20 protein-coding genes and 3 pseudogenes are annotated in these 24,952 nt (G+C 59.4%); 2 read left to right on the top strand and 21 right to left on the bottom strand.

The genetic code is table 11. The features are described 5' to 3' along the window. The first annotated feature begins 339 nt into the window (after window positions 1-339). Both I6F17_RS25630 and I6F17_RS25635 read left to right on the top strand, forming a co-directional pair. A complete protein-coding gene (locus tag I6F17_RS25630; RefSeq protein ID WP_249782647.1) occupies window positions 340-1,941 on the top strand; it encodes a pitrilysin family protein in 1,602 nt (533 codons plus the stop codon). Further along, entirely contained in the window at window positions 1,938-3,284 is a 1,347-nt protein-coding gene (locus tag I6F17_RS25635; RefSeq protein ID WP_225124666.1) for a pitrilysin family protein, read from the top strand. Before I6F17_RS25630 ends, I6F17_RS25635 begins: the two co-directional genes overlap by 4 nt. A 513-nt stretch (window positions 3,285-3,797) precedes the next feature. Here the strand turns inward: I6F17_RS25635 and I6F17_RS25640 are convergent. From I6F17_RS25640 to I6F17_RS25745, 21 genes and pseudogenes are all read right to left on the bottom strand, one after another. Next, the gene (locus I6F17_RS25640; protein WP_157784109.1) at window positions 3,798-3,953 is read right to left on the bottom strand and encodes a hypothetical protein; all 156 of its coding nucleotides are present in this window, start codon (window positions 3,951-3,953) and stop codon (window positions 3,798-3,800) included. Between the two features lie 187 nt (window positions 3,954-4,140). Beyond that, a pseudogene (locus I6F17_RS25645) lies at window positions 4,141-4,900 on the bottom strand (IS5 family transposase). A 305-nt stretch (window positions 4,901-5,205) separates the two neighbouring features. Further along, the gene (locus I6F17_RS25650) at window positions 5,206-7,299 is read right to left on the bottom strand and encodes a prolyl oligopeptidase family serine peptidase (RefSeq protein ID WP_225124667.1); all 2,094 of its coding nucleotides are present in this window, start codon (window positions 7,297-7,299) and stop codon (window positions 5,206-5,208) included. A gap of 518 nt (window positions 7,300-7,817) precedes the next feature. Further along, window positions 7,818-8,075: pseudogene (locus tag I6F17_RS25655) on the bottom strand (transposase); the annotation flags it as partial. A 595-nt stretch (window positions 8,076-8,670) separates the two neighbouring features. Beyond that, window positions 8,671-9,087 carry a hypothetical protein gene (locus I6F17_RS25660; protein WP_249782648.1) on the bottom strand — a complete coding sequence of 139 codons (417 nt, stop codon included), beginning with the start codon at window positions 9,085-9,087 and terminating at the stop codon, window positions 8,671-8,673. Between the two features lie 1,060 nt (window positions 9,088-10,147). Beyond that, window positions 10,148-10,393, bottom strand: a complete 246-nt coding sequence (locus tag I6F17_RS25670) for a DUF2285 domain-containing protein (protein WP_225124710.1) — start codon at window positions 10,391-10,393, stop codon at window positions 10,148-10,150. Between the two features lie 5 nt (window positions 10,394-10,398). Further along, window positions 10,399-11,445 carry a hydrogenase expression/formation protein HypE gene (hypE, locus tag I6F17_RS25675; RefSeq protein WP_225124669.1) on the bottom strand — a complete coding sequence of 349 codons (1,047 nt, stop codon included), beginning with the start codon at window positions 11,443-11,445 and terminating at the stop codon, window positions 10,399-10,401. Further along, window positions 11,442-12,584: a hydrogenase formation protein HypD gene (gene hypD / locus I6F17_RS25680; RefSeq protein ID WP_225124670.1), complete on the bottom strand. Its 1,143-nt coding sequence runs from the start codon at window positions 12,582-12,584 to the stop codon at window positions 11,442-11,444. Before hypD ends, hypE begins: the two co-directional genes overlap by 4 nt. After that, entirely contained in the window at window positions 12,581-12,817 is a 237-nt protein-coding gene (locus I6F17_RS25685; RefSeq protein WP_225124671.1) for a HypC/HybG/HupF family hydrogenase formation chaperone, read from the bottom strand. Before I6F17_RS25685 ends, hypD begins: the two co-directional genes overlap by 4 nt. 1 nt (window position 12,818) lies before the next feature. Then, window positions 12,819-15,074, bottom strand: a complete 2,256-nt coding sequence (gene hypF / locus I6F17_RS25690; RefSeq protein WP_225124672.1) for a carbamoyltransferase HypF — start codon at window positions 15,072-15,074, stop codon at window positions 12,819-12,821. After that, on the bottom strand, window positions 15,071-15,949 hold the full coding sequence (gene hypB / locus I6F17_RS25695; protein WP_225124673.1) for a hydrogenase nickel incorporation protein HypB: 879 nt from the start codon (window positions 15,947-15,949) through the stop codon (window positions 15,071-15,073). Before hypB ends, hypF begins: the two co-directional genes overlap by 4 nt. 68 nt (window positions 15,950-16,017) lie before the next feature. Beyond that, a complete protein-coding gene (gene hypA / locus I6F17_RS25700) occupies window positions 16,018-16,359 on the bottom strand; it encodes a hydrogenase maturation nickel metallochaperone HypA (RefSeq protein WP_225124674.1) in 342 nt (113 codons plus the stop codon). Continuing rightward, entirely contained in the window at window positions 16,352-17,443 is a 1,092-nt protein-coding gene (locus I6F17_RS25705; protein WP_225124675.1) for a hypothetical protein, read from the bottom strand. The genes hypA and I6F17_RS25705 overlap by 8 nt, the downstream gene beginning before the upstream one ends. Before the next feature lie 91 nt (window positions 17,444-17,534). Then, on the bottom strand, window positions 17,535-18,392 hold the full coding sequence (locus tag I6F17_RS25710; protein ID WP_225124676.1) for a hydrogenase expression/formation protein: 858 nt from the start codon (window positions 18,390-18,392) through the stop codon (window positions 17,535-17,537). Between the two features lie 617 nt (window positions 18,393-19,009). Continuing rightward, window positions 19,010-19,300, bottom strand: coding sequence for a HypC/HybG/HupF family hydrogenase formation chaperone (locus I6F17_RS25715; RefSeq protein WP_035999129.1), 291 nt, complete (start codon window positions 19,298-19,300; stop codon window positions 19,010-19,012). A 16-nt stretch (window positions 19,301-19,316) separates the two neighbouring features. Beyond that, the gene (locus I6F17_RS25720) at window positions 19,317-19,901 is read right to left on the bottom strand and encodes a HyaD/HybD family hydrogenase maturation endopeptidase (RefSeq protein WP_225124677.1); all 585 of its coding nucleotides are present in this window, start codon (window positions 19,899-19,901) and stop codon (window positions 19,317-19,319) included. Window positions 19,902-19,912: 11 nt separating this feature from the next. After that, window positions 19,913-20,629, bottom strand: coding sequence for a Ni/Fe-hydrogenase, b-type cytochrome subunit (gene cybH, locus I6F17_RS25725; RefSeq protein WP_035999123.1), 717 nt, complete (start codon window positions 20,627-20,629; stop codon window positions 19,913-19,915). A 4-nt stretch (window positions 20,630-20,633) separates the two neighbouring features. Further along, complete coding sequence (locus I6F17_RS25730) at window positions 20,634-22,424, bottom strand: nickel-dependent hydrogenase large subunit (protein ID WP_225124678.1); 1,791 nt, start codon at window positions 22,422-22,424, stop codon at window positions 20,634-20,636. Between the two features lie 12 nt (window positions 22,425-22,436). Beyond that, window positions 22,437-23,537 carry a hydrogenase small subunit gene (locus tag I6F17_RS25735; protein ID WP_035999169.1) on the bottom strand — a complete coding sequence of 367 codons (1,101 nt, stop codon included), beginning with the start codon at window positions 23,535-23,537 and terminating at the stop codon, window positions 22,437-22,439. 252 nt (window positions 23,538-23,789) lie between these two features. Next, a complete protein-coding gene (locus I6F17_RS25740; protein ID WP_225124679.1) occupies window positions 23,790-23,963 on the bottom strand; it encodes a hypothetical protein in 174 nt (57 codons plus the stop codon). An 82-nt stretch (window positions 23,964-24,045) separates the two neighbouring features. Next, window positions 24,046-24,726: pseudogene (locus I6F17_RS25745) on the bottom strand (molybdenum ABC transporter permease). Window positions 24,727-24,952: the final 226 nt, after the last annotated feature.

Below are 24,952 nucleotides of genomic sequence, written 5' to 3' on the forward strand. Positions count from 1 at the left end.
AGCACTAACTCACGGCAGCAGATCCACATAAGCGCACTGGAATGGGTGATTGATCCGAGCCGACCAAGCGGGAGAAGCGGACGTTCCTGAAGGAGCTGACGCTCGTTGGCTCTACCGTTTCCGTGCGAACCAACCGTCAGAGTAGTAACTACAGAATATGGAAAAGACACAGCAGCGAAACGTCTAATAGCAAGCTGCAACAAGTTTAGCTGTCGTATCAACTCTCAGCCCAATCTATGTGAGCAAGTTGTCGCTCTACAATCTCGGCAAATTGTAGGGCTGCTTGCGCCATGTCGTGTTCACGACACGGCGACAGCGGCCCTTTGGACAGGATAAGCGTTGGTTCTGCTTTATATCCAGGTGGCGCGCGCCCTGGCGCATCCCATGGCAAATGGCCCCGCCTTTGCTTCATTGCATTTCGGACGGTGTGCGGCCGCCAAGTCTTGTTCTGCTCCGCCACAGTCGGTGCATATATATGGAACGAAAGGCGTTACCATGAGCGATCGGAGTTCGGTCACCGCCAACACAAAAGAGACCGCCGCAGGTGCCTTCCCGATGACGCGGACTACGCTGGTCGAAGACGGAACGAGGGATAGCACTACTCCTAACCGATACGGTTCACACGAGGGCGGCGTTCTTGCTCAGGCGAGGTGGGATCGACCAGCCAGCTTTGCGCTTCAGAATGGGCTCGAGGTTGTGGTGATTCCGGATCATCGGACGCCCGTCGTAACTCAGATGATCTGGTATAAAGTCGGCTCGGCCGACGAGCCACCTGGAAAATCGGGGCTGGCGCATTTCCTCGAACATCTGATGTTCAAGGGCACATCCAAACATCCGCCCGGTGAATTTGACCAGGCCGTGCTGCGCGTCGGCGGCTACCAAAATGCCTTCACCTGGACCGACTATACCAGCTATTTCCAGCATGTTCCGCGCGGGCAGCTCGGAAAGATGCTGGAATTTGAGGCCGACCGCATGACCGGTCTCATCCTCGAAGATGAACAGGTGTCGTCCGAGCGCGACGTCGTGCTCGAGGAACTAAATGGGGCCGCCAACGATCCGGGTGCGCGGCTCGTCGAGCAGATGATGGCGGCGCTTTACCTTAACCACCCATACGGTCGCCCCATTATCGGCTGGCGGCAGGAGATCGAAAAGCTTGGTCGTGAGGACGCGCTCGGCTTCTATAAGCGGTTCTATGCACCAAACAACGCTATCCTGATCATCGCCGGTGACGTAGAGGCGGGCGAGATCCGCCCGCTGGTGGAGACGAGTTTTGGCCGCATCCCCCCGCAACCATCGATCCCCGCAGAACGCTTGCGACCTCAGGAGCCGACGCCGGCCGCGCCGCGCAACGTGACGCTGGCCGATGCCCGCGTTGAGCAGCCAGCGCTGTACCGCTACTATCTCGTGCCGTCGGCGCGCACCGCGGGTGCGGGCGAAAGCGCAGTGCTTGACGTGCTCGCGGAATTGATGGGCGGTGGCATCAATTCGTATCTCTATCGCGCGCTGGTAATTGACAAGCAGCTCGCAAGTAGCGCCTCGGCGGGCTACGAGGCCGCCCAGCTCGATCATTGGCTACTCGAGATTTCAGCCATACCAAAACCCGGCATCGACTTCGGGCAGCTCGAATTCGCTATTGACGAGGTGATTGCCGGCATTGCGCATAATCCGGCGAGCGCCGAAGATATCGAGCGGGTCAAGACGCGGCTGATCGCGCAAGCAATCTATGCTCACGACGACCAGGAACAGCTTGCGCTCTGGTACGGCAGCCGGCTCACGACGGGACAGAGCATCGACGAGATCCGAGGCTGGCCGGACGGCATCCGCGCTGTTAGTGACGCACAGGTGCTCGAGGCCGCGCGCAAATGGCTCGACAAGAAGCGCTCAGTAACAGGCTATCTCACTAAAGAGCGATCCCAAAAAGACGCGGAGAAGCGATCATGACCTATTGTTACACACGACGGGGGGTTCTCCTCGCCGGAGCATCGCTGTCAATCGCGACGCTCGCCTGGCCAAGCTTGTTTGCCGCCAGCAGCACGCTTTCCGCGGCCAAGATCAAACGGCTGGTCTCGCCTTGCGGTATAAAGGCATGGTTGGTGCAGGATGCAACTGTCCCGCTGATCACGGTGGAATATGCCTTCGGCGGCGGCGCGACGCAGGATCCCGCCGAAAAGGCCGGTGTTGGGCACATGGTGGCTAGCCTGCTCGACGAAGGCTCCGGCGATCTTGACTCCAAGACCTTTCACGAGCGGCTCGATGGCCGCGCCATTAAGTTGAGCTTTGCATCGCATCGCGACTACTTCCGCGGTAGCTTGCACATGCTCAAGGACACCAAGGAGGAAGCCTTTGACCTCTTACGGATGGCGCTAACCTCACCACGTTTCGACCCAGCCGATGTCGAACGGATTCGTGCCGGAGTGCTTGCGAACCTTCGACATCACTCGACCAATCCGGCGTCGCTCGCAAATCGCAAATTCTTCGAAGTCGCCTTCAGGGATCATCCTTATGCTCGGCAGGCCAGAGGTACCCTCGAGAGCGTGCCGAAGATAGAGGTAGCGGATCTCAAGGGCTACCTCCGAGGCGTGATCGCCAAAGACACGCTCAACATAGCGGTGGTTGGCGACGTCGATCCAGATGCCCTTTCCAAACTGCTCGACATCAGTTTTGGCGGCCTGCCGGCCAGCTCGGATTCAACGCCGGTTCCTGACGTGGTCGCAGCAAAGCCGCCGCAGCGGGTCTTCATTCCGCTCGACGTACCGCAGACGGTCGTGGCTTTCGGCGGTCCGGGCGTCCGCCGCAGCGAACCCGATTTCATGGCGGCCCGTGTCGTCAACCACATCCTTGGCGGTGCCGGTCCGACCTCGCGGCTGTTCCGCGAAGTCCGGGATAAGCGCGGGTTGGCCTATTACGTCGGTCAGCACCTGGTTTGGATGAATCATTCGGCCGTTTTCGTCGGCGGTAGCGGCACGCGCGCCGACCGTGCCGACGGAACGGTCGAAAAGATCGAGACGCAGGCCCGCCACATTGCCGAGGAAGGGCCAACCCAGCAGGAACTCGACGATGCAAAGTCTTATCTGAAGGGCTCGCAGATACTGGCTCTCAACACATCATCGAAGCTTGCGCGAACGCTGTTGCAGCACCAGCTTGACAAGCTGCCGATCGACTATCTCGAAAAGCACGACGCCATCGTCGACGGGGTGACGTTGGAGGATGCTAAGAGAGCTGCGCAGCGGCTGTGGGGCGACGGTCTGCTCACCGTTCTCGTCGGCCGTTCCGCAGTGCCATGACTACATCCCGGTCAAGTGCCGAGCTGGACGTCAAACCACAATACGCAAGGCCTCAACGCCTGAAGCGAGGACCGGCAGGCTGTCCTGGATAGGAGAGCAATGCGGCTTGGCTCGGCGCCCGGTCAGCTTTCCCAAAGCTAGACCTGCGAACATGGCAGTCGAGAAATTGCGGGACTGATTGCGGCTGCATCCAACGCAAACATCGGTGACGGATTTGTGAGATGCTGCACCTTCATAACACGCGCGCGACGACGAAGTTCGCGTACGGCAGTACATCGCAGCCCGCGCAGCAAGACGAACTTGGAACAGCAAGCCGATGCGGGTCCGTCCCATGATGTTATCTTCGGCTAAGTGGAGAGCCGCCCGGTCGTGTAGACCAGAATCTACATGAAAGATCGTCATCCTTCCGAACCGCGGCTCGCCGGTCGACTGCAATAAACCCAAGGCCGGCGGGCTAGCAGACCTGAATGAGCGGATAGCTTCCGTCAAACATGGGGACGTTAAGTTACCGCGTTAGGCCGCGCCGGTCGCACTTTCCAGTGCCAACAGAATGCCCCAGTCCACCGGGAGAGCTCGCAGCGTTTGGGCGGCTGCACAAACATCAAAAAAATCGACGTCCAGCTTTTTCGGCGATACGGTCGAGAAAATCAATTGTCTGGGTCTTCCCATGGCGGCTCAAGGCCACTCATGTAGGAGCGGTCAATCCCGGCCTCGTGGGTAATTTAGCTTTGTGAAACACCTTGATCTCAGCGGATCCGACGCACATTCGAGGCCACAATCGCACGAGTTTTCATGCGTCAACTCATGCCATGGGCCAGGCTTGTCAAAACACTGGCTATAACTCGACTGTTAGGGTTCAGGCTGAAGTAATCCAATAGGCAGTGATGGCGGCGAGGTGGATGGTAGCCAAGAAATTCCTGGCGAGTTTGTCATCGGGTTGCGACACGCCTGAAATCCTTAGACGGCTGAAACAGCGCTCGAGAACGTTGCGCCTTTTGTAGGCACGCTTACTGAAGGTGTGGAGGGTTACCCGTCGGATTTGTTTGGAGTGACGGGCTTTGCGCCGCGATTGACGATTTCGGCACGAAAGCCGACGCCGTCGTAGCCTTTGTCGCCAAAGAGGGTAGACATCGGCGGCGCGAGTTCCAAGAGGGCCGACCTGCAGTAAGATCTGCGGCTTGCCATGGAGTGAGATCAAATGCGCAAGGCCTGCAATCAGGGTCGCTCAGCGCGTGGATTTTGGTGGTCCGCCCACCGCGCGAGCGGCCGATCGCCTGTTCATGCTCGCCCTTTTCCGCCGCTCGCCGAGCGATGCGCTTTGATCGTGATGGAGTCGATGGACAAAGTCACGCCGTCCTTGCCGCAGCGGGCGAGTGCTTCAAAGATCGCCTGTCAATGTCCGCGGTTGGGCCGGCGATTGAAACGATTGTAGATCGTCGTGTACGGACCATAGTCGCGCGGGCAATCGCGCCAGCGTGCGCCGCACTGAAGCATGTGAATGGTACGCTGATGATGCGCCGATCGTCATCGCGCGCCGGGCCAGTCTGGTTCGTGGGCAGATGCGGCTTTATCTGAGCCCACTGCTTGTGGTTGAGCCAGAACAGCCCTTTGCGCATCGAAGCCGCCCGCCGAATCAACTCGGTGCGAAGGAATCAGAGTTCGCTAATTAGGTACAGACCCTAGGAGGCGCCGGCCGAACGATGGCTCATTACCCGGCACCGCTTTTCAAGGCGCTGGTCGGCATGCGGGGTCTGAGCCTAATTAGCGACTTCCCTTGCGCGCTGCCTGAATATCGAAAGGGTCTCCAGCCGACTGCCACTTTGCCTCCACTGAGAAGTTCTCAAAGCTGCCGAGGGCTGCACGAGCTGACGTTAGTCAGCGTTGGTGAAAGTAACAACTGACGAGCAGATCGTGCTCCACTTCACCCACCATCGACAAGCCGCCGATGTGCATAGATGTAGATGAGCGCATCCTGGCGAGCACTTTCGATAGGAGTGGCGGGCCCATGTCCGCCGTTGAAATCCTCATAGTAGAAATACGGCTGGCCAAGCGCACGCAGCCTGGCGGCTGCCTTGCGGCCGTGTGCTGGATGTACGATGTCGTCGTTAGTCGCGCTGAGAATGAACGGAGCCGGATAGGTTCTGCCTGGCACCAGCTTCTGATAAGGCGAGTAACGCTGGATCCATTCGCGTTGGTCGGGAATGGCGGGATCGCCATATTCACCCCTCCAGAGCGCGCCCAATGTCAGCTTGGTGAACCGAAGCATGTCGAACAACGGTACCCGCGCGATCGCTGCATTGAAGAGATCGGGGCGCCGGGTCAGCGCGGTTCCCACCAGCAGGCCTCCTTGGCTGGCGCCGACCACTCCCAGCCGCCGCGGACTTGTGACCTTCCGCCTGATCAGGTCCTCCGCAACTGCGATGAAGTCCTCCCATGTGCGCTGCTTCGACGCTCCCTGGGCAGCCTCGTGCCAGTGCGGCCCTAGCCCGCCGCCGCCGCGCAGGTTCGCGACGACATATGCGTTGCCCTGTTCGAGCCAGAGTCGTCCCATGACCCCATCATAGGACGGCAGGAGGGGATGCCCAAAGCCGCCATAGCCATAGAGAAGAGTAGGAATTGAACCGTCGAGACGGGCGTTACGGGGCCGCACCAAAAAGTAAGGAATACGCGTTCCGTCGCGCGAGGTCGCCTCGAGTTGCTGAACGACATGTTGAGACGCGTTGAAGCTTTCACGCGCGACCTTCAAGGACTCAAGGTGTTCGGTCTCGGCGTCAAAGTACCAGAGTGACGTCGGCTTGAGGTAGTTGGAGACGGTGAACACTACTCGATCGGAAGCATCGGAAGCGGTTAACAGGCTGACATTCGCATTTTCTGGAAGTGGAATGGACGTGACCCGCCAAGTGCCGCGGTCGTACCTGTAGGTGAATGCCTTGCCCTGAAGATTGTCAAGGACTGTGAGTATCAACAAGCTCTTGCTGATGAGGAAGCCGCTGAGTTCCTGTCGAGGCCCGGGCTGAAAGACAAGCGAGGGCCTGGCATGCAGCGGATCCCGCTTCCATTCCGCCAAATCATACGAGATCATCGAGCCGCCCCTGAAGCCGGCGCCACCGAACGGCGCCCAATCTTCATCAAGGCCTTTATCAAGTTTAATGAGCAGGCGGCCACCGGTGATGCCGCCGATCTCCGCGCGCTTGGGCAGACGGAGCTTGATTGGTCCCTTGGGTCCCAGGAGTATATACTCCCGCTCATCGCGGCTCGTGACTCGTATGGCGCCGGTCGCATGGACCGCGCCCTCATTGTCTCGCAGCACGAATGGCTCAACCCTATAATCGGTCCGTTCGCCGCGAAAGACCTCGCGTGCTTGCGCGAGCGGCTGAGAGCGCTTGACCTCCTTCAAGACGAAGGGATGACCGGCACGTGTCATGGTCCCTTTGCCCCAATCTCGCGCAACCAGAATAGTGTCGCGGTCTACCCAGTCGACATCCTGCTTTCCCTCAGGGAGATTGAAGCCGGTTTTGACGAAGGCCTTCATATCTTGGTCAAACTCGCGTACAAATGCAGCTTCCCTTCCGCCATCGAAAAGTTTGACCAAGCACAGCCGCTCTTCCGGCTGTAGGCATCTGGTGTCTCCGTTAAAAACCCAATTCTTCTTCTCCTTCGCAGCTAACGCGTCCACGTCCAAAATAGTTTCCCATTGCGGCTCTTTGGTGCGATAGCTATCAAGCGTGGTACGACGCCAGATGCCGCGCACGTGCTTCTCGTCTCGGGTGAAATTGTCTAGGCCGCGCCATCCCAAGGAAACCTTCGGGATGTCGTCTCGGCCCTTCCTGATGGTGAGCGCGCCCTGGTGGAAGCGCCTATAGCGCCAATCCGATTGTAGGGTCACTAGTGTCTTACGGGTCTCTTTGCGAGCCCACCTCAATGCGCGCGGCGCCTTCCTCCTCTCAAGCCAAAGAAAAGGATCACCTGCCGACACGCTGGCCACTAAGGTATGGGGAAACGCCGAGGATAACATGTCATGGAGAGTGATGCGCGAGGAGGAGCGACTTATTTAGGGGCATGTCCTGGACTGGGTCGGCCGGCCAAGCTCTTGCGAACTGGACGGAAGCTACGAAGCGCTGGATTTGGTCTCAAAGAGTCACATGAGAGATCGCGTCTGCGACTTGCCTGAACTTTGCAAGAGGCAGGCCAATCAAAGCAGATGGAATCTCCAGCCGCCCGAGGCCGAGAAGCACCTGAACTTGGTTTCAAGCACGACAATCCCACCAACTTTGTCGGTATCGTCTCAAAAACGGCAGTCCCGGCGCGAGCTCCGCGCCTTCCTCCAAAGATATACTCTCCTACTTCTCATATCGGCTTTCGGACGCAGAAAGCTACTGTCTATCTCGCAGCAGACCTTCAAAGTACTTGAACGGCATCCCCATAGCAGGATCGAAGACCTCATGCCGCGGCTATTCCGCAAAACGTCACGCCAGCCTCACAAGGATCAAACGAAATGAACGAAGCCCCGCCCGGATACGGAAGGGCGCTGTTGCCGCAGCGGACGAGTGCTTTAAAGATCGCCTGCCAATGTCCGCGCTTGGCCCAGCGATTAAAACGATTGCAGATCGTCGTGTACGGAACATAGTCTGGCGGGCAATCGCGCCAGCGTGCGCCGCACTGAAGCATGTGAATGATGCCGCTGATGATGCGTCAATCGTCATCGCGCGCCGGGCCAGGCTGGTTCGTGGGCAGATGCGGCTTTATCTGAGGCCACTGCTTGTCGTTGAGCCAGAACAGCCCTTTGCGCATCGAAGTCCACTGCGCCGAATCAACTCGGTGCGAACCAATCAGGGTTCGCTAATTAGGTACAGATCCTAGTTCTTCCTCGCGTTCTTCGACGTGATCTGGCCTCAAGTTCGGGAGCGCCCGGGATCGATGCATCATCATAATTGGGCAGGCGGCGCAATTTGCCGGGCTGAGCCAGCCGACCCGCTGTCCGTGGCCCAGCAAACGCCGAGACGTGGCGCTAAACTCAAACAGCAAGCGGGTGCGGAGCCGACGATGGTCTGGGGAGTCAACGGCGCCAGAGCGTTTCCGGTGGTCGCTCGCCAAATCGTGCGCGGTAAGCGCGCGCGAACTCGCCTAGGTTTATGTAGCCCAGGCATAGGCCACACTCGACACGCTCTGTCCCGGAGCCGAACCGCACAGATCGCGCCTGACGCCTTGCATGTCGCTACTCCCGAAGAAATGCACTCGGCGCATGATGGCCATATATTGTTCAGCAAGCCTGACCGCGCGAGGGGCAAGCCGCTTGCGGGGGTTCTCTCGGTCCAGATCGGCGCGGCTGGCCCATTCGTTCAACAAGTGGATACAGATCGTCTGCTCGAGGTGTCGCCCGACGCGGTCACGTGCAAAGACAGCTGGGCGCATCGGTGATGCAGCGCACGATGTATTCCATCAAAGCCAACCAGCTCGAATTGTTGCCTCCGATCCGGGTCTTGTATTGGCAGAGCACATTGTCCGGCACGAAGCCGAACCAGTCGCGACAAACCCGCTCGAGCACGCTGTGCGGGATGGTCAGATTGAGCTGGAGATGATCAGGATCGAAGTCGACATTGTAGTCTGTTCGGCTGCAATCGACGGCGGAGCTCTCGCCGATGGCGATTGCCTCAGCTCGGGTCGCATCGACGAAGTGCGTTGCGTTGTCACCGATCGTTGTCAGGACAACCGCATGGCCCGCGTCCTGCGACTCCTTGATATTGACGGGAATGCCGTAGGTAAAGCGGGTGACAGTAATCCGCCCGATCTGCGCCGAGTGCATAGTGGAATCCGGGGCGGGCCAGCTTGCCCGTGGGGGATACGCGGTGTGGCATATAGACCTGGTTCGACCAGTCGCGGATCTCGTCCCAGTCGTTGACAAGACTTTGTGGTCTTGCCGGATCGGATCTCCTTTGGGGTCAAACAGCAGAGCCTGCCTCAACGTCGACGTTCCCCCTCCCTGAAAGTCGCCTGCCACGCAGCCTTAGGTAAACCCACCACCCTAGCCTGAACAGTCCTCAAAGCCGCTGCGATATGGAAAATCACCGATCATAGACATCCTTTGCCGATTGACACACGCAGACGGCCCTGGATTGTGCCAAGTTCATCCGTATGTGGTTGAACGACGGACAGGGCTCGTGCGGCGCGTCCTCAAGAAGGAGACAGTCGAGATGGCGGCCAGAAACGGCTTGCCTGCCAGCATGAAGATCAAGGCCTGCCAAGCGTCATCCCAAATCTGTCGAATTATGCCGAGTTCTTCCCGGGAATGCCGAAGGGTTGGGCTCTCACGTTTATGGTCAATGAGCAGGATGCCGTTACGGGGCGCCTCGCTGGTGCGCTCACCTAGGCCGGTCGCGCCAACCTTTGCTATTGGATCGACCGCTGAAATGGGATTGGCGGCTACCGGGCAACACAGATCTTGCCCTTTGCCGACCCAACCTTCGGTCGGAAGCTATCTTCAGTTCGAGACTACTGTATACGGCAATACTAGAAGAGCTGTAGCCTGAATCCAACTTGCGAACTTCTCGCCGGACCTCCCGTGAAGTCGTGGTTCATCCCTGTGGCAGCCAGTTGGCAGCCACAGGCTCGCTCTCGAGAGTTACGCTCGTTCTGTGGGCGACGACCTTCCGGTCGGCCTCTTCCGCTGCTGAGGCTGGCTGTATGGGAGTCGGCGGCAGTTAGGCGGATTCGGTTGCTGCTCGTGCGAGTTGCGGCCGTGCACGATCAGCGTTGCGCCGATCGAGCGCCTTCTCGAGGAACAGGGTCGCAACCATGGGAAGCCAGTCGCTACCAGCGGGCGCGGGTTAATTTACCGGGACGATGGCTTTGGGGATTGGGGCCGTTCACACGCCGCGTAGAAGTTTCAGATAACCGCGCTCGACCAGGGCGGTGGAATCATGAATGAGCCGGTTAGCCTTGCGACGGGCATGCGAGTCCTTCCACTCGACCGAAGGACGGTGGGCGTGGTCGGAGGCGAGCACCTTCGCTGCCACGTCTTGCGGGCCACCGCCGAGGTCGTGGACGTCGAAGGCGTGAAGGAGCTGTATCAGTGGACGTTTCTGAAACGCCGTCAGCCGCAGAGTGCGCACCCTGTTCAACAGATCCTAGGCAATTGTTCGCCCCACAGCCAGTCGACGAGGCGTCGGCCGCCGAAACAGGTGGTTATCTGCACAAATTTGTGATCGTCAGCCACCGCCTCGCCAATATCAGCTGCATCGGACCCGAGCGGGTGCGCCTTCATGGCAGCAAGTACGGCATCGGCCGCATCAGGCGCGACGATCGCAACGAGCTTGCCCTCGTTGGCGACATGGATCGGCTCTAGTCCAAGAAGTTCGCAGGCAGCCGCAACCGCAGGCTTCACCGGAATGGTTGATTCCTGCAAATGGAACCCGAGGTCGGATTGATGCGCAATCTCGTTGAGAGTCGCAGCGAGCCCGCCGCGCGTGGGGTCGCGCATCACCCGGATGCCGCCACCGCCGGCGGCAATCATGACCGCTACGAGATGATGCAACGCTGCTGAGTCCGAGACGATTTCGGTTTGAAAAGCGACGTTCTGACGTTTTGACATGATCGCCACCCCATGGTCGCCGAGGCTTCCGGACACCAGCACACGATCCCCGACCCTTACCTTGTCGGCGGACAGATCCAGCCCATCGGCCACAAGCCCGATCCCGGCCACAGAGATGAACAGACCGTCTGCCTTGCCGCGCTCGACGACCTTGGTGTCCCCGGCAATGATGTAAACGCCGGCCCCGCGTGCTGCCGCGCCCATCGAATCCGCGATCGTCTTCAGATCCGAAAACCGGAAACCCTCCTCGATGATAAAGCTGGCTGACAGATAGAGGGGACGCGCACCAGACATCGCGACATCATTAATCGTGCCGTGCACAGCCAATGACCCGATATTGCCGCCGGGAAAGAACAGTGGTGAAACCACATAGCCGTCGGTCGTCATCACCATCCTGCCTGCCGAAACGTCAAACGCCGACTGATCATTGCAGCGGGCGAGCCATTCATTACCGAAGGCTTGGTGAAAAAGGTCGGAGATCAGCTGTGCCATGGCACGGCCCCCGGATCCGTGGGAAAGTTCAACGCGCCCGTTCTTTACGTCGAGCTTGCGTGGATAGGATTTCACGCTCATGACCTCTGCCTCACCTGTTCATCGCGAACTCGGCCATAGGTCCAATACGCCGCACAAGCCCCTTCTGATGACACCATGCAGGCTCCTATCGGCGTTTCCGGCGTGCAGATGTTTCCAAACAACTTGCAATCGACCGGCCGTTTGGCGCCACGCAGGATCGCACAGCACTCGCACGCCGGATTGTCTGCGACAGGCATGTCGCGGGTCGCAAAACGTGTCTCGGCGTCGAATTTTGCATAAGACCGCTTCAGCTTCAGTCCGCTGTTGGGTACGAGTCCAAGCCCCCGCCATTCAAACTGATCACGCAGTTCGAATACCTGCGACACCTCGCCCTTGGCGCGCCGATTGCCTTCGCGTGTCACTGCACGGCTGTATTGGTTTTCTACCTCATAGCGGTGTTGATTCACTTGCCGCACCAGCATCAATATAGCTTGCAGCACGTCGAGGGGCTCAAATCCCGCAACCACGATCGGCTTCTCGAACTGTTCTGCCAGCGGCTCGTAAGGCTGCGTACCGATAATGGTGCTGACATGTGCAGGCCCGATGAAGCCGTCAATTGGGACGCCACCGGTGTTGCGGATCTTCGGGTTCTCGAGAATGCTGTGCATCGCAGAGGGTGTAAGCACGTGATTGCAGAACACGCTCAGGCCCTCCATCCGCTTGCTCTCGGCAATCCGGATCATGTTCGCCGTTGGGGGTGTCGTGGTCTCAAATCCGATGGCAAAGAAGACCACCTCGCGGCCCGGCATCTGTTCGGCGAGCCGGATAGCGTCGAGCGTCGAGTAAACCATCCGAATGTCAGCGCCCAGCGCTTTGGCTCGCAACAGGGACTGTCCTTGCGACCCGGGCGCGCGCATCAAGTCGCCGTAGACGCAGAGAGTGACCTCTGGTCGGTCGACGAGCCGGATCGCCATGTCGATTCGGCTTGCGGGCAGAACGCAGACGGGACAACCGGGCCCGTGGATCATCCGGACGTTCGCGGGCAGCAGATCCTCGAGGCCATAGCGGGAGATCGCATGAGTGTGTCCGCCGCAAAATTCCATGAACCGATAGGCTCTTTGCGAACTCACCTCAGCGTCAATCGCACGCGCAAGTCCCTGCGCGATGATCCTGTCGCGAAATTCATCAGAATATTTCATGACCGGCGTTCCTGCGCGGCGCTGCCTAGCTCCTGCAGGAGCTCCAGCGTGCGTTTGGCTTCTGTCGGATCGATCTTGGCGAGCGCGTAGCCGACATGGACGAGGACGTAATCGCCGACATCGAGCTCGTCGACGAGGGCAATCGATATCTCCAGGCTGATGCCGTCGATCGACACGAGAGCCACGTCGTTGGGTAGAATTTTCGCGATCCTCGCCGGAACCGAAAGACACATGTCAGGCAGATCCTCTCCCGGCGGACGACTGTTGAGCAATCTGTAGAGCGGCAATCCAGGCTTGGCCAAGGCTCAAACCGCCATCACTGGGCGGCAGCCGCCGCGGCACCAACGGTGTAAGACCGGCAGCGCTGCAACCGCGCGGGATCTCGTCCGCGAGCACCGCGTTCAGGAAGCAGCCCCCGCTCAGAACGACGGTGTTGACGCCGGTTGTCCGCGCGGCGCACGTGACCCAGTCGACGCAGGCGGCGACGAAAGTGCCATGAAACAGCCCGGCTCCGCCTGCGGCGTCAATGTCATCAGCAATCAACCGCGAAAATAGCGGATGAAGCGACAGCACGCCGCCATCGATCGTCCAGCCGGCTTCGAGAATCGCTGCCCGCCGCACCAGCGCTTCGAGCTTCATCGCTGCTTCGCCCTCATAGCTCTGCAAATGCCCAATCCCGAGCAGCGCCGCTGCCGCGTCGAACAACCGTCCCGCACTGGTCGTGGTGATCCCGCCCGGCTGATCGAGCAAGTCCGACACATACGCGGCTTGCCGTTGTGCCGCAAAACGCTGCCCGATTTCGTTGCCCCTGCCGAGCCCGTGTAAGACTGAGCTCGCCATACGCCACGGCTCGCGGGCTGCACGATCTCCACCAGGCATCTGCAGAGGCGCTAAGTGCCCGATGCGACGGGACCACGTCCCTTCGCACAACAATAGTTCGCCACCCCAGTTACCGCCGTCGGAGCCGAAGCCATGGCCATCGAGCACCAGGGCAAGCGCTGGTCCCACATGCCCATGCTCGGCGATCACTGCGGCAGCGTGTGCGTGGTGATGCTGGACCGCGATCAGCGCGCGAGCATTTGCTTGCGCAAAGCGGGTAGAAGCCATATGGGGATGCAGATCATGGGCGAAAGCGACAGGTTCCACGTCAAGGCTCGATGTGAGGTGTCGGATCGTCTTCTCGAACGCACGGATGCCTTCGGCCGAATTTAGATCGCCAATATGCTGAGAGACGAACGCTTGGTTGTCCCGGGTGATGGTGACGGTCGATTTCAGTTCGCCGCCGACGGCGAGCACGGGCGGGACGGATCTCGCAAGCCGGATCGGCTCGGGAACATAGCCACGGGCACGACGAACGAATTGCGGCCGGCCAGCCACCACCGAAACCACGGAATCATCAGCACGCGTCAAGATATCGCGATCATGGGTCACGACAAGATCGGCGATTCCCTTGAGCCGCCGCAGCGCCTGCGCGTTGTCAATCAGGAGCGGTTCGCCGCAAAGATTGGCACTGGTGGCCACCATGACCGGGCTAGACCCCGCACGTGCACCTGGCGAGCGAAGCGCATGGAAGATGAGGTGATGCAGCGGCACTACGGGCAGCATGATACCAACTCGCGATAAACCAGGTGCTATGGCGGGCGCCAGATTGTTGCGCGATGGCAGGAGGACGATGGGACGTGCTACGGATTTTAGCAGCGCTAGCTCGGGCGCGTTCGCCTCCGCGATCTCGCTGACGCGCTCGACGGAGTCGACCAAAACCGCGAACGGCTTCTGAAGGCGGTGCTTTCTCCTGCGCAAACGCTGCACGGCATCCTGATTACGCGCATCGCAAAGAAGCTGGTATCCGCCCAGCCCCTTTATCGCCACGATCTGCCCCCGCGCGATTGCCGCGACAATATCGCTGATCCCATGGCTGAGCCGAGGACCGCATGCTGGGCACGCGATCGCCTCCGCGTGAAACCTGCGGCTTGCCGGATCGGCATAGTCAGCCGCGCACGCGGCGCACAAACTAAAAGCCCTCATCACAGTGTTGCGGCGATCGTACGGAAGCCGTTCGGCGATGGTGTAGCGTGGGCCGCAATGGCAGCAACTGATGAAGGGGTAGAGGTAATGCCGATTTTCTGGATCGAATAGCTCTTTGAGGCATTGCTGGCAGACCGCGGCGTCAGCGACGATCTGCGTTGACAATTTGCCGGCTTCGCTCGTACCGATCGAAAAGCCCTTCGCTGCGAGCGCCGTAGTCTCGCGAACGCAGATGTCGACTATGCGTGCCAATGGAGGCGCCTCGAGCGGCAACGTGGCGACAAACTCCGAGGCGCGGTGGCCCTCAACCTCGATGATAACCCCCTCAGGGCCATTGATGACAAACCCCGCCAATCCGTACCGAACGGCAAGTCCATAGACGTAAGGACGAAAGCCGACCCCCTGCACTGCCCCACTCACGACCACGCGCAGCCGTGTTCCGTCGCAGGTGGCTGCGGCGCTCATTGCCCTTTGTCCTCGAACGCGTGCCTCTGACGGCCCGCCTGTCTATCGATCCAGGCGTAGAGCGCGGCAAAGCCTTCGCCAGTCCGAGCCGAAACTACAATCACGTCGATCTTTGGGTTGACCCGTCTGGCGTATTCGATGGCCTTGTCCACATCGAATTCGAGCAGCGACGCTAGATCAATCTTGTTAATCACCATGAGCGACGAAGCGGCAAACACATCAGGATATTTGAGCGGCTTGTCTTCACCTTCAGTAATCGAGAACACTACGATTTTGCAGGTTTCGCCAAGATCGAAGGCAGCGGGACAGATCAGATTACCCACGTTCTCGATGAAGAGAATACCGCCCGAGAGCAGCGGCAGGCAGCGATAAGCCTCGCCGATCATTGCAGCGTCGAGATGACAATTCTTGCCGGTATTGATTTGAACGGCTGGGACGCCGGCGGCCTGAATACGTTTGGCATCGTTCGAGGTCTGCTGGTCCCCTTCGATGACCCCGACCCACCGGCTGCGCTTGAGCTCGGACACCGCGCGGACGAGCAGTGTCGTTTTGCCAGCACCGGGGCTGGACAATAGATTAAATACAAGCAGGTCATCGGCTACGAAGAGCGCGCGATTGTTCGCCGCAATTCCATTATTCTTGTCCAGAATATCGCGCTCAATCTCAACGAGCCGCTTTGTGCTCTTGCCACAGCCCCTCAAATCAGGCGGATCGACGCCGCTCGGACGCGCCTGCGCGTTATGCGGCTGGTGATTGGCTGAGCGAGGAGAGCGATTATAGCTATCACCAGGGTGGTTTGACGGCGGCGGCCGTCGCTCGCCCGGTGGAAGGGTAGAATGGCAATCTCGATCGTCCTGAAGGGATCGCTCATGCATCTCCGCATCATTCGGCTCGGCGCGTTTTGTGGACGGCGTCCCTTGGTGGCAGCCGCAAAGAGTACACATCAATCGATCTCCAGCTCTTTCACGCGCATCTGTTCGCCCGCGGTCACCTGCAGGTGATAGCTGCCGCAGCAAGGGCAGCACTCACCGCGCCGAGTAATTTCGACGCTCTTCGAACAGCTCATGCACCAGGCAACGCCTGGCAGTTCGACGATGTTAAGAGCCGCGCCCTCGGCAATGGTCCGCCTTGCAGCGGCAGCAAAGCAGAACCTGATCGCTTCAGGCGCCGCATGACTCAGCGCTCCCATCTCCAGACAGATGCTCCGCACCCGCGAAGAGGATCGCTCGTGTACCTTCTCCTCGACGATCTGAATGATGCCAAGACAAATCGCCATTTCATGCATCGCGAACTTCGCTAAGGTTGAGGGTGAACGCGACGCACGGATCGAGCGATGCAATCACCGCATGAACTGCATCTTCGCGTCTTCGAGCCGTCAGCACCGCGCCTTGCAGGTTCCGTACAAGCGGTCCGCGCCGGTGGAAATTCCACTCCGTCGGCGCAAGGAATTCGAAGCGGGATATTCGGCCCTGAGCATCGAGTTCAACCGCGTGGTAGAGACGGCCCCTAGCGCATTCGACCGCGGCCGCTGCACGGCGCGGCCCTAGCTTATATCTTTCGATGATCCCATGCTCCGCGGCACCAATCTGAGCGCCGGCCTTGAGCCAGGCACATAGCCGGAGGATTTCATTAATTCTGGCCATCAGCCGCTCGGCCGCACCGAAGGGTCCCAGCGGGAGCCGATCCCGGCTGACCTGGCGCGCCCATGGACCCGTCTCGGGCACATGTCCGTCAACATCGGGACAATAGCAGAACGTCGAGTCATCCCCGAGCAACCGTTTCGTGATGTTGAGGTCGTCAGCAACAGACAGGAATGGGTGCCCCGCCGGGATTGACTTCACGTCGACGTCATTAAGCGCCGCAACGCGAAGCGCCAGCGGGCTACCAGACCTCAGCGCCTCCCCCTCATGTAGACCGAGCGCGGCCAGCGCAGCGACAATCCGCGCGGTTGCTTCGCGTTGAGCGGAGCTCCAGGCTGGCTGTGCGGAGCGGACAAACGCTGACAGTTCCGACATCAGGGAGCGGATTGCTGCCGCACTGGCGACATCTAACGTAAGATGTCCGACAAAAAGGCTCCGTGCCAAATCCGCGATGCGCTCAGTAACGATAAGTGCAATCCGCTGCTGCCTTGTTGCGCGGGTGATCACTTCGTCGCGCGCCGTCTCGAGGGCGGACAATAATGCAGTTTTCTGCGCAGCGACACACAACGCGAAAAGCCGCGGCAGCACGGTCAGCACTGTCGAGGGCTCCTTTCCGGCGAACACCCGCGCCAGCGGTGGCCGGACTCGCGGCAGGATCTCGACCGAGGCGACTACGTCGGCAGCTAGCAATATGTGGACATCGATTTTGTTGCGGGCAACAAGGCTCATGCGCAACACTCCGCCATCATCCCGCGCAAGCTATAGTCCATGCGCATGCGCCGTCTGCGGGATCCCACCCGATGCCGAATGCCCGACGTCTTCATGTGAAGTACGCCTCGATAATTTCCTGCATGCGCTCGGCTGAGTCCTGGAAATCCTCATCGGCAGCCAACGCAACAATCGGCACGCCGCCGATCTCCAGCGTATCAAGGATGATGTCGTCCGTAGAATTGAAGAACTGCACGGACCAGACATTCCTGGTCCCGGTCGCCTGCACTCGGCAGGTGCCGTAGCCGTGCAACATGAGTTGGACCGGTCCATTGCCCAAGCTTTGCTGTAGGAATGCCAAATCCATAATGCTCATTGGCAGTGACGTCAGATTGATGACATGGGCGTGCATGCCTAATCGCCAGACCCTCGCCCGCTCGCGTATTTCGGCCAGCACCGGTTGAACGTTCATCGCGCCATTCGGCGGCATGCCGATCACAAGATCGGCGGACGTCAGGTCAGTTGCGGCACGCCGAACAATCTGCGGAATCGACCCGACCTCAACATATTCATGCGCGGGCTCGGTGCCGATGCGCAAGCGCCAGATTCCCGCAAGCACAGACTCCCGGATTTGCGCCAAAGAGCCATCTGGCAGCGCAACGACGCCGGCCACCTCACCTTCTCCGAGCAATTCGTCGATCAACTTGCGTTCGCCATCGCTAAGATTTGCGAGTCCGTACAGTTGTGTCCGAGCACCGCTTCTCTGACCGCGAACGGCAGCAGCGGCGTTTGCTAACAGCAAGGTGGCGTTCGGATAGTTACTTCCACGCTCGTCCGCATCGCGCCAGGCGCCGCCGGCGAGCGCACTCATGGGGCCGGTATGGAATACATCGAGACTTGCAGAGCCAGTGGCAAGGTCGCTCGTGGCCCGGTCGGCGCCGCCGGATACAACGGAGATCGCTGGTTTCATGATACGAGGTTCCGTTGTCCGCATCGAGGGGCAATGCACTTGCCGACGCAAGTGCTGGCGGCGTGTGCCCTAATGATCGGTACGGAGATGCGGTTGATCGCAAGCAAACGGCCCGATCTCTTGCCGATCAGGCAGAGTTCATCGTGCCTAGAGCATGGGTTCGGCGTCGACGGTCTACGTCGACCGAGCCTGCCGACTCGTGTGCCATTAACGATGCGGAAAACCACTGCGCCTTGCGTGCCTTGCCGAAACCTCTTGACAACTTCAAGAAGGAAGAATGCGAGCTGGATGATCCGGAGCTCGGCCGCCGACAGCGGCATCACAGTCACCCCCACTTGAGCGTGCGCGGCTAGGCGCGCATCGACGCTGACGCCCTCCACGTCGGACGGAGGGGGTCGCGCCGAACCATGCTGCGCCGGCTGCAATTTCATCAGACGCCTTTCTCATGTTGTTCGTTTCTGCTAGCAGGCGGTTAGCAAGGCGCATGCCAATCATGCTCTGGCCGCGCCTCGCACTCGGACCAACGGCGAAGCGCCTGATATTTTCCAGGCAAACGTTACGTGCGATTGGAATTCGAACTGTGAGATCCCTTCAGTCGGCGCAAGCGAGCGGAAGGGCTAGCGTAAGTGCTCCGGCAATTGTGGCTCGTGACCGATCAAGTCCGCAAAGAATCGATCGATGTCCTGGCCGTTGAGGCTGGCCTCAAGCCCGACAAGTGCTTCCGAGATCAGTCTTGCTTCATTGTCGTCCAAAACCCGCACCGCGCTGTCGATATGAACGAGCACCTTGGCGCCGACCGGTACATCGGCGAGCAGCATGACCGAGACGCGCCGCTGTTCATTGCCATACTCGCACAGCGCCGTGATACCGTCGGTCTCGGCAATCGTCATTGGCAGGCCAAGGCACATTGTCAGTCGCAGGCCGCTAGACGGGCTGCGCCCTCATCTCATAATTCGCATCGTCGATGCTGTTCGCCAACAGCCGTTCTGATGCAGGCAGCGGCGCTCCCCGCGGTTTTGCCGGCGAGCCCCACTGCGCTAGGAGCTTACAAGCCAGTTCAATCGCAGGCGCAATCTGAAAGCGCACCGGCGCGGTCAGAGGACCGCCCCAAGTCTCCAGGTCCAATGGCTGACAGCCGATGAGAGCGAGCTCTCGCGGGCGGCGGCCAAGAAAATCGGCCGCGCTCAAGACCTCCTGAAAACCGGTCTGATGCAGGCTCACTTTCTTGGCACCAGTAAACTTTGGCACTTCGCCATCTCGTACCAGCTCCAACTGCCCGGGCGGCAATCCATAGTCGATGGCATCGAACACGACCAGGCAATCGGCCTGTTCAAGAAAACTGACGAGGTAGAGTCCCTGGGTACCGCCATCGAGGACGGTGACATTATTATCGACGGCGTAGCGGCTATGAAACTCTTCGACCACTCGCACGCCGAAGCCCTCATCGGCCCACAGGATATTGCCGATGCCGAGCACGAGGATCCGTTTTTTGTCTTTCGGGTTGAGCATTCGCTTCCCGGTCAATCGCCAAACCCGCGCTCAGCCGATCTTTTGGAAAAGAAGCTGCGCCGCGATATGATGTATTCCCGGATCACCGCGTAGATGTGGACCAGCGCGAACATCACGATGACCCACAGGCCGAGATGATGCAAGGTGTGGACGTCCTGACTGTTCGGCCAGATTGAAAACACCCAGCCGAACACCTTGTACTGCCAGCTGTCAGTACCGGCACCTTGCCCATAAAGTGCAAACCCAGTGACGACCATGAACGTGATCGTCTGTGTAAACATGAAGAACATTGCGAGCTGAGCAAGGCGATCGTGCCCGGGGCGCCTGTCAGGATCCCCTGTAAGGAACGCATACCAGAGTATCTCCTGATACACCTCCCGCCAGAAGCACCCGCGCCAGAGCGGCACGCAAAAGATCTGGACGGCATGCGCATTTCCCATCAAGGCCCAGTAGATGCGCAGAAGAAAGCCAACGCTGGCCACATATCCCGCCGAGAAATGGGCAAAGCGGATATAGCCGAACAGGAAATTGCCGCTTGCCTCTCCCTTCATCGCTGGTGTGCCGGTCCCAATAAGGTAGCCGGTTAAACTTAGTACCAGAATGGCCGCCGCGTTAGCCCAATGCCACAGTCGCACCGGCGCATAAACGTAGGCGACGCCACCGCCAATGCTACGATCAGTCGGTGCAGCATCGTCGGCGGCGAGGAGCTTCCGAGCCCTATTCAGCATGGACCTAACGCACTTTGACTGAAGCCATTTCTTGGCCCTCAGGACTCATCACGTGGGTCGAGCAAGCCAAGCACGGGTCAAAGGAATGGATGGTGCGCAAGATCTCCAGGGGTCGCTGCGGATCGGCCATCGGGGTACCGATCAGCGAAGCTTCAAAAGCGCCAATATTGCCTTTGGAATCCCGAGGAGATCCGTTCCACGTCGTCGGAACGACACATTGATAATTGTCGATCTTAGCGTCCTTGATCTTGATCCAGTGGCCGAGTGCACCGCGAGGCGCCTCAGTGAACCCGTAACCCTTGGCCTCCTTACGCCAGCTTTCCGGGTCCCACCTGCTAACGTCGGCAGTTGCCGTATTGCCTGCCCTGAGCTGGACTACGAGCTTATCCTGAAAATAACGCATCTGATGCGCCGCCCACTGGCATTCGAGCGCCCGCGCCGCTGTACGGCCAAGCGTCGAGAACAGCGCAGTCAGAGGGAGATTGAGCCCCTTGAGCAGTCTCTCGGCGGGATCCTTGAACTCGGCTTTGCCTTGTGCATAACCAATGATGTATCGCGCCAACGGCCCGACCTCGACGGCGTGGCCGCGCCAGCGCGGCGCTTTGATCCAGGAATACTTGCTGCCTTCGTCGAGTTCCTTGATATCTGTCTTGCTGCCCTTGAATTCTGGCCCAAGTTCAAAGCTCGGCTCGGTGATGCCGTCCCAGGGATGCAGCCCACCGCAATCGCTGGGGTATTTATACCATGAATGCGCGACGAATTCCTGGATCTGCTCGGGATCGCCATGGTCGATCGGCAGTATCTCCTTGAGATTGCCATTAAGAATGACCCCGCGCGGCAGCTTGAGACTTTTCGCAGAACAGTCATTGGCGTTTTCGGGGATGTCGCCATAGGACATCACGCTTTTGCTCGAAAGACCACCGCCGTGGAGCCAGTCCTTATAGAACGAGCAGATTGCAGCAATGTCGGGTAGATAGACCTGCTCGACAAACTCGATCGAGCGGGCGACGATCGAGGACACGATATTCAGTCGTTCCATATTGATCGCGCCCACCGCACCGATTCCGTCGATGTTGATCGCGCAGGGTACGCCGCCGACCAGCCAGTTCGGATGCGGGTTCTTGCCACCATAGATAGCTTGGATCTTGACGATCTCCTTCTGGAAGTCGAGCGCTTCCATATAATGAGCTACCGCCATCAGGTTTGCTTCCGGTGGTAGCTTGTAGGCTGGATGCCCCCAATAGCCATTCTTGAACGGACCGAGTTGCCCTGACCCGAAGAATTTGTTGAGCCGGATCTGAAAATCTCTGAAATAGCCGGGGGATGACAGCGGCCAGGGCGAGATAGACTGCGCCAGTGCGGAGGTCGACTTGGGATCGGCGTTGAGCGCGGAAACCACGTCGACCCAATCCAACGCATGCAAGTGATAGAAATGTACGAGGTGATCATGCACGAGCAAGCACAACTGCATGATGTTACGGATCGAATTGGCATTCTCCGGAATCGTAATTCCTAGTGCATTTTCAACCGCGCGCACGGAGGCGAGCGCATGGGTGCCGGTGCAGACCCCGCAGATCCGCTCGGTGAACGCCCAGGCGTCGCGCGGATCGCGCCCGCGCAGGATGACTTCGATGCCACGCCACATCGTCCCGCTTGAGACCGCATTGCGGATTACATTGTCGGAATCGAGATTGGCTTCGACGCGCAGGTGGCCTTCGATCCGCGTCAGCGGATCGATGACGATTCGCCTGCCGGAAGGATCGAGACTGAACCCATTCGGCGTCTGGACGGCCACCGTCGTGTCTCCTCAACTCGGTTTGCCTTTATCGGCCGCGCGATCCGGGTTGTGAGTCCACCGATTCACGGCGGTGACCGCCGCATGGGCAGCGACGGTTAGCCCGACCACGCCGGCAGCGGCCATGCCGATCTTGTCGGCGTTCTCCTCAATGCCGAACTGCTTGATGGTTGTAAGTCGGTCGTAAAATGACCCTTTGTCCCAGAAGCCGTCCTCGGAACAGCCGAGGCAGCCGTGGCCGGATTGAATGGGAAATGAAACGCCGCCGTTCCACCGAACGGCCGAACAGGCATTGTAGGTGGTTGGCCCCTTGCAGCCCATCTTGTACAGGCAATAGCCCTTGCGGGCGTACGTATCGTCCCACGCTTCGACGAATTGGCCAGCGTCGAAATGGGAACGCCGATAGCACTTGTCGTGAATGCGCTCGGAATAAAACATACTCGGACGTCCTTGGCGATCGAGCTCCGGAAGCTTTCCGAATGTGATGATGAAAGTCACGAGACCACTCATGATCTCTGCGATAGGAGGGCACCCGGGCACCTTGATGATGGGCTTGTTGGTGAGCACCTTATCGATTGGCGCCGCGCCAGTCGGATTGGGCTTGGCCGCTTGCACGCATCCCCAGGACGCACACGTGCCCCAAGCGATAACCGCCATGGCCTCTTCCGCCATCGACCTGAGCTTTTCAACGAACGGTTTGCCGCCGTCAATGCAGAACATGCCACCCTCCTTCAACGGTGGATTGCCTTCGACTGCGAGCACATACCTGCCTTTGTACTTGGCACGAGTTTCTTCCAGGATGGCCTCAGCCTGGTGTCCAGCCGCCGCCATGATCGTATCGTCGTAGTCGAGCGAAATCATCGACAGCAGCGCGTCTTTGATCAAGGGATGGCCCGAGCGGATAAAGCTTTCCGAGCAACAGGTACACTCGAGCCCGTGCAACCAGATGACGGGCACACGCGGCTTGGTTTCCAGGGCCTGGGCAATACTGCTTGCGGTGAGCGAACCAAGTCCCAAGCTCGCGGCCGTCACACTACAGAATTTGTGGAAACTACGGCGCGTGATACCCTGACGTCTGATCACGCTGTAGAACGTTTCCGTTGCATCAGCCATGAAACCTTCCAAGTGAGTAGTCGTGGCCGTTACGAATTGCTGGCGGTTTAGCAAGAACCAGGCCAGCGAAGCGAAACCCTTAAGACATCAAGCGACCGCTGAGATTTGCGAAATTGTGAACCTGGCCACCTGCCAGTAGCTTTGCCATGGATCTGTCATGCTAATGGTTCAGTTGCGGAGATGTGAGCACTTGAACAACTCAGCATGAAGGTTCACCACTGCACGGAGACTAACCTACAATCGCGACACTCGTCAGCCCGATTGTCGAATAGAATTGGTGCAGTTGACGGGCACCGCAATGCGCGCTCCCCCAAGGCGCTGCTGAGAAACGCCGACCTCATCGGCCGCCGCTTCGGGCAGAGGCGCGGAGTGCACCGAATTGAGAGCGAATCCAGCGGCTGCCGTGGCGATAGCAAGCTTGTTCATTGTACCCTCGGAAGGATGGATGGGCCCAGTTTGCAAGACTGCCGCCCGCATTATCGGATGTCGGGCGGCAGTCCTAAGACGATTAGGTGCCCCTCCTGGCACAGTGTCTGTCGATGAGCGCCAAAGTGAAGATTGTCGCAAAGGCGAACATCACCATACCACCAGCAACCACACTTGCCTCACGCCAGCGCGACGCTTGGACGTAGTCTACGACGTAGGCCGACAACACCTTGGTGCGCCCAGGAATATTGCCGCCGATCATCATCACGACGCCGAATGTGCCGATCGTATGAGAAAAGCCAACCACGGCGGCTTTAACAAATTCCAATCGCGCCAGTGGCGCGGTGATGGCGATGAAGGCATACAACGGCGAAACGCGCCCGGTCGTCTCCAAGGGGAAATCGCCTATCGCAACAAAGGCGTTACGGATCGGCTGCACGACCAACGGCAGCGCCGAGAGGACCGATCCGACCACGATTCCGGCGAAAGTAAAGGCCAGCGTGCGCTCCCCCCAGAAAGAGGCGAGAACGCCACCCGGTCCGTGGGGGCCGAGCAAAACGAGGACGCAAAAGCCGAGAGCCGTTGGCGGCAGCACCAGCGGCAGGGCGATCAACGTGGCCACCGCCTCGCCCGCAAAGGTCTTTGAGCGCGCTAGCCATCAAGCCAGGGGCACACCAATCAAGAGAAGGATCACGGTCGTCAAGCTGGCGAGCTCAATCGTGAGCGCAAGGGATTGCGAAATCTCTGCCCAAACCACATCCATCTGCGTCAGCCCGCCAGGGAGCGCGGGCCGACGTATCCTGACAGTGATGGCCTGCACGTGCGGCTCACGCAGCGCGGTGGCGCGAATCGCCAGTTGGTCGCGCGGCAGCTCGTGGCGGCCGCCAAATTCACGCGCTTCGTTTGTGCGAGCAAGAGCGGCATCGCAAGCCTCATCGACAACTCCTGTGGCAGCTCCGCTTCGGTTCATGCGACGGCGGCAACTTCTC

Source organism: Bradyrhizobium sp. NBAIM18 (assembly GCF_020193825.1).
GTDB lineage: Bacteria > Pseudomonadota > Alphaproteobacteria > Rhizobiales > Xanthobacteraceae > Bradyrhizobium > Bradyrhizobium yuanmingense.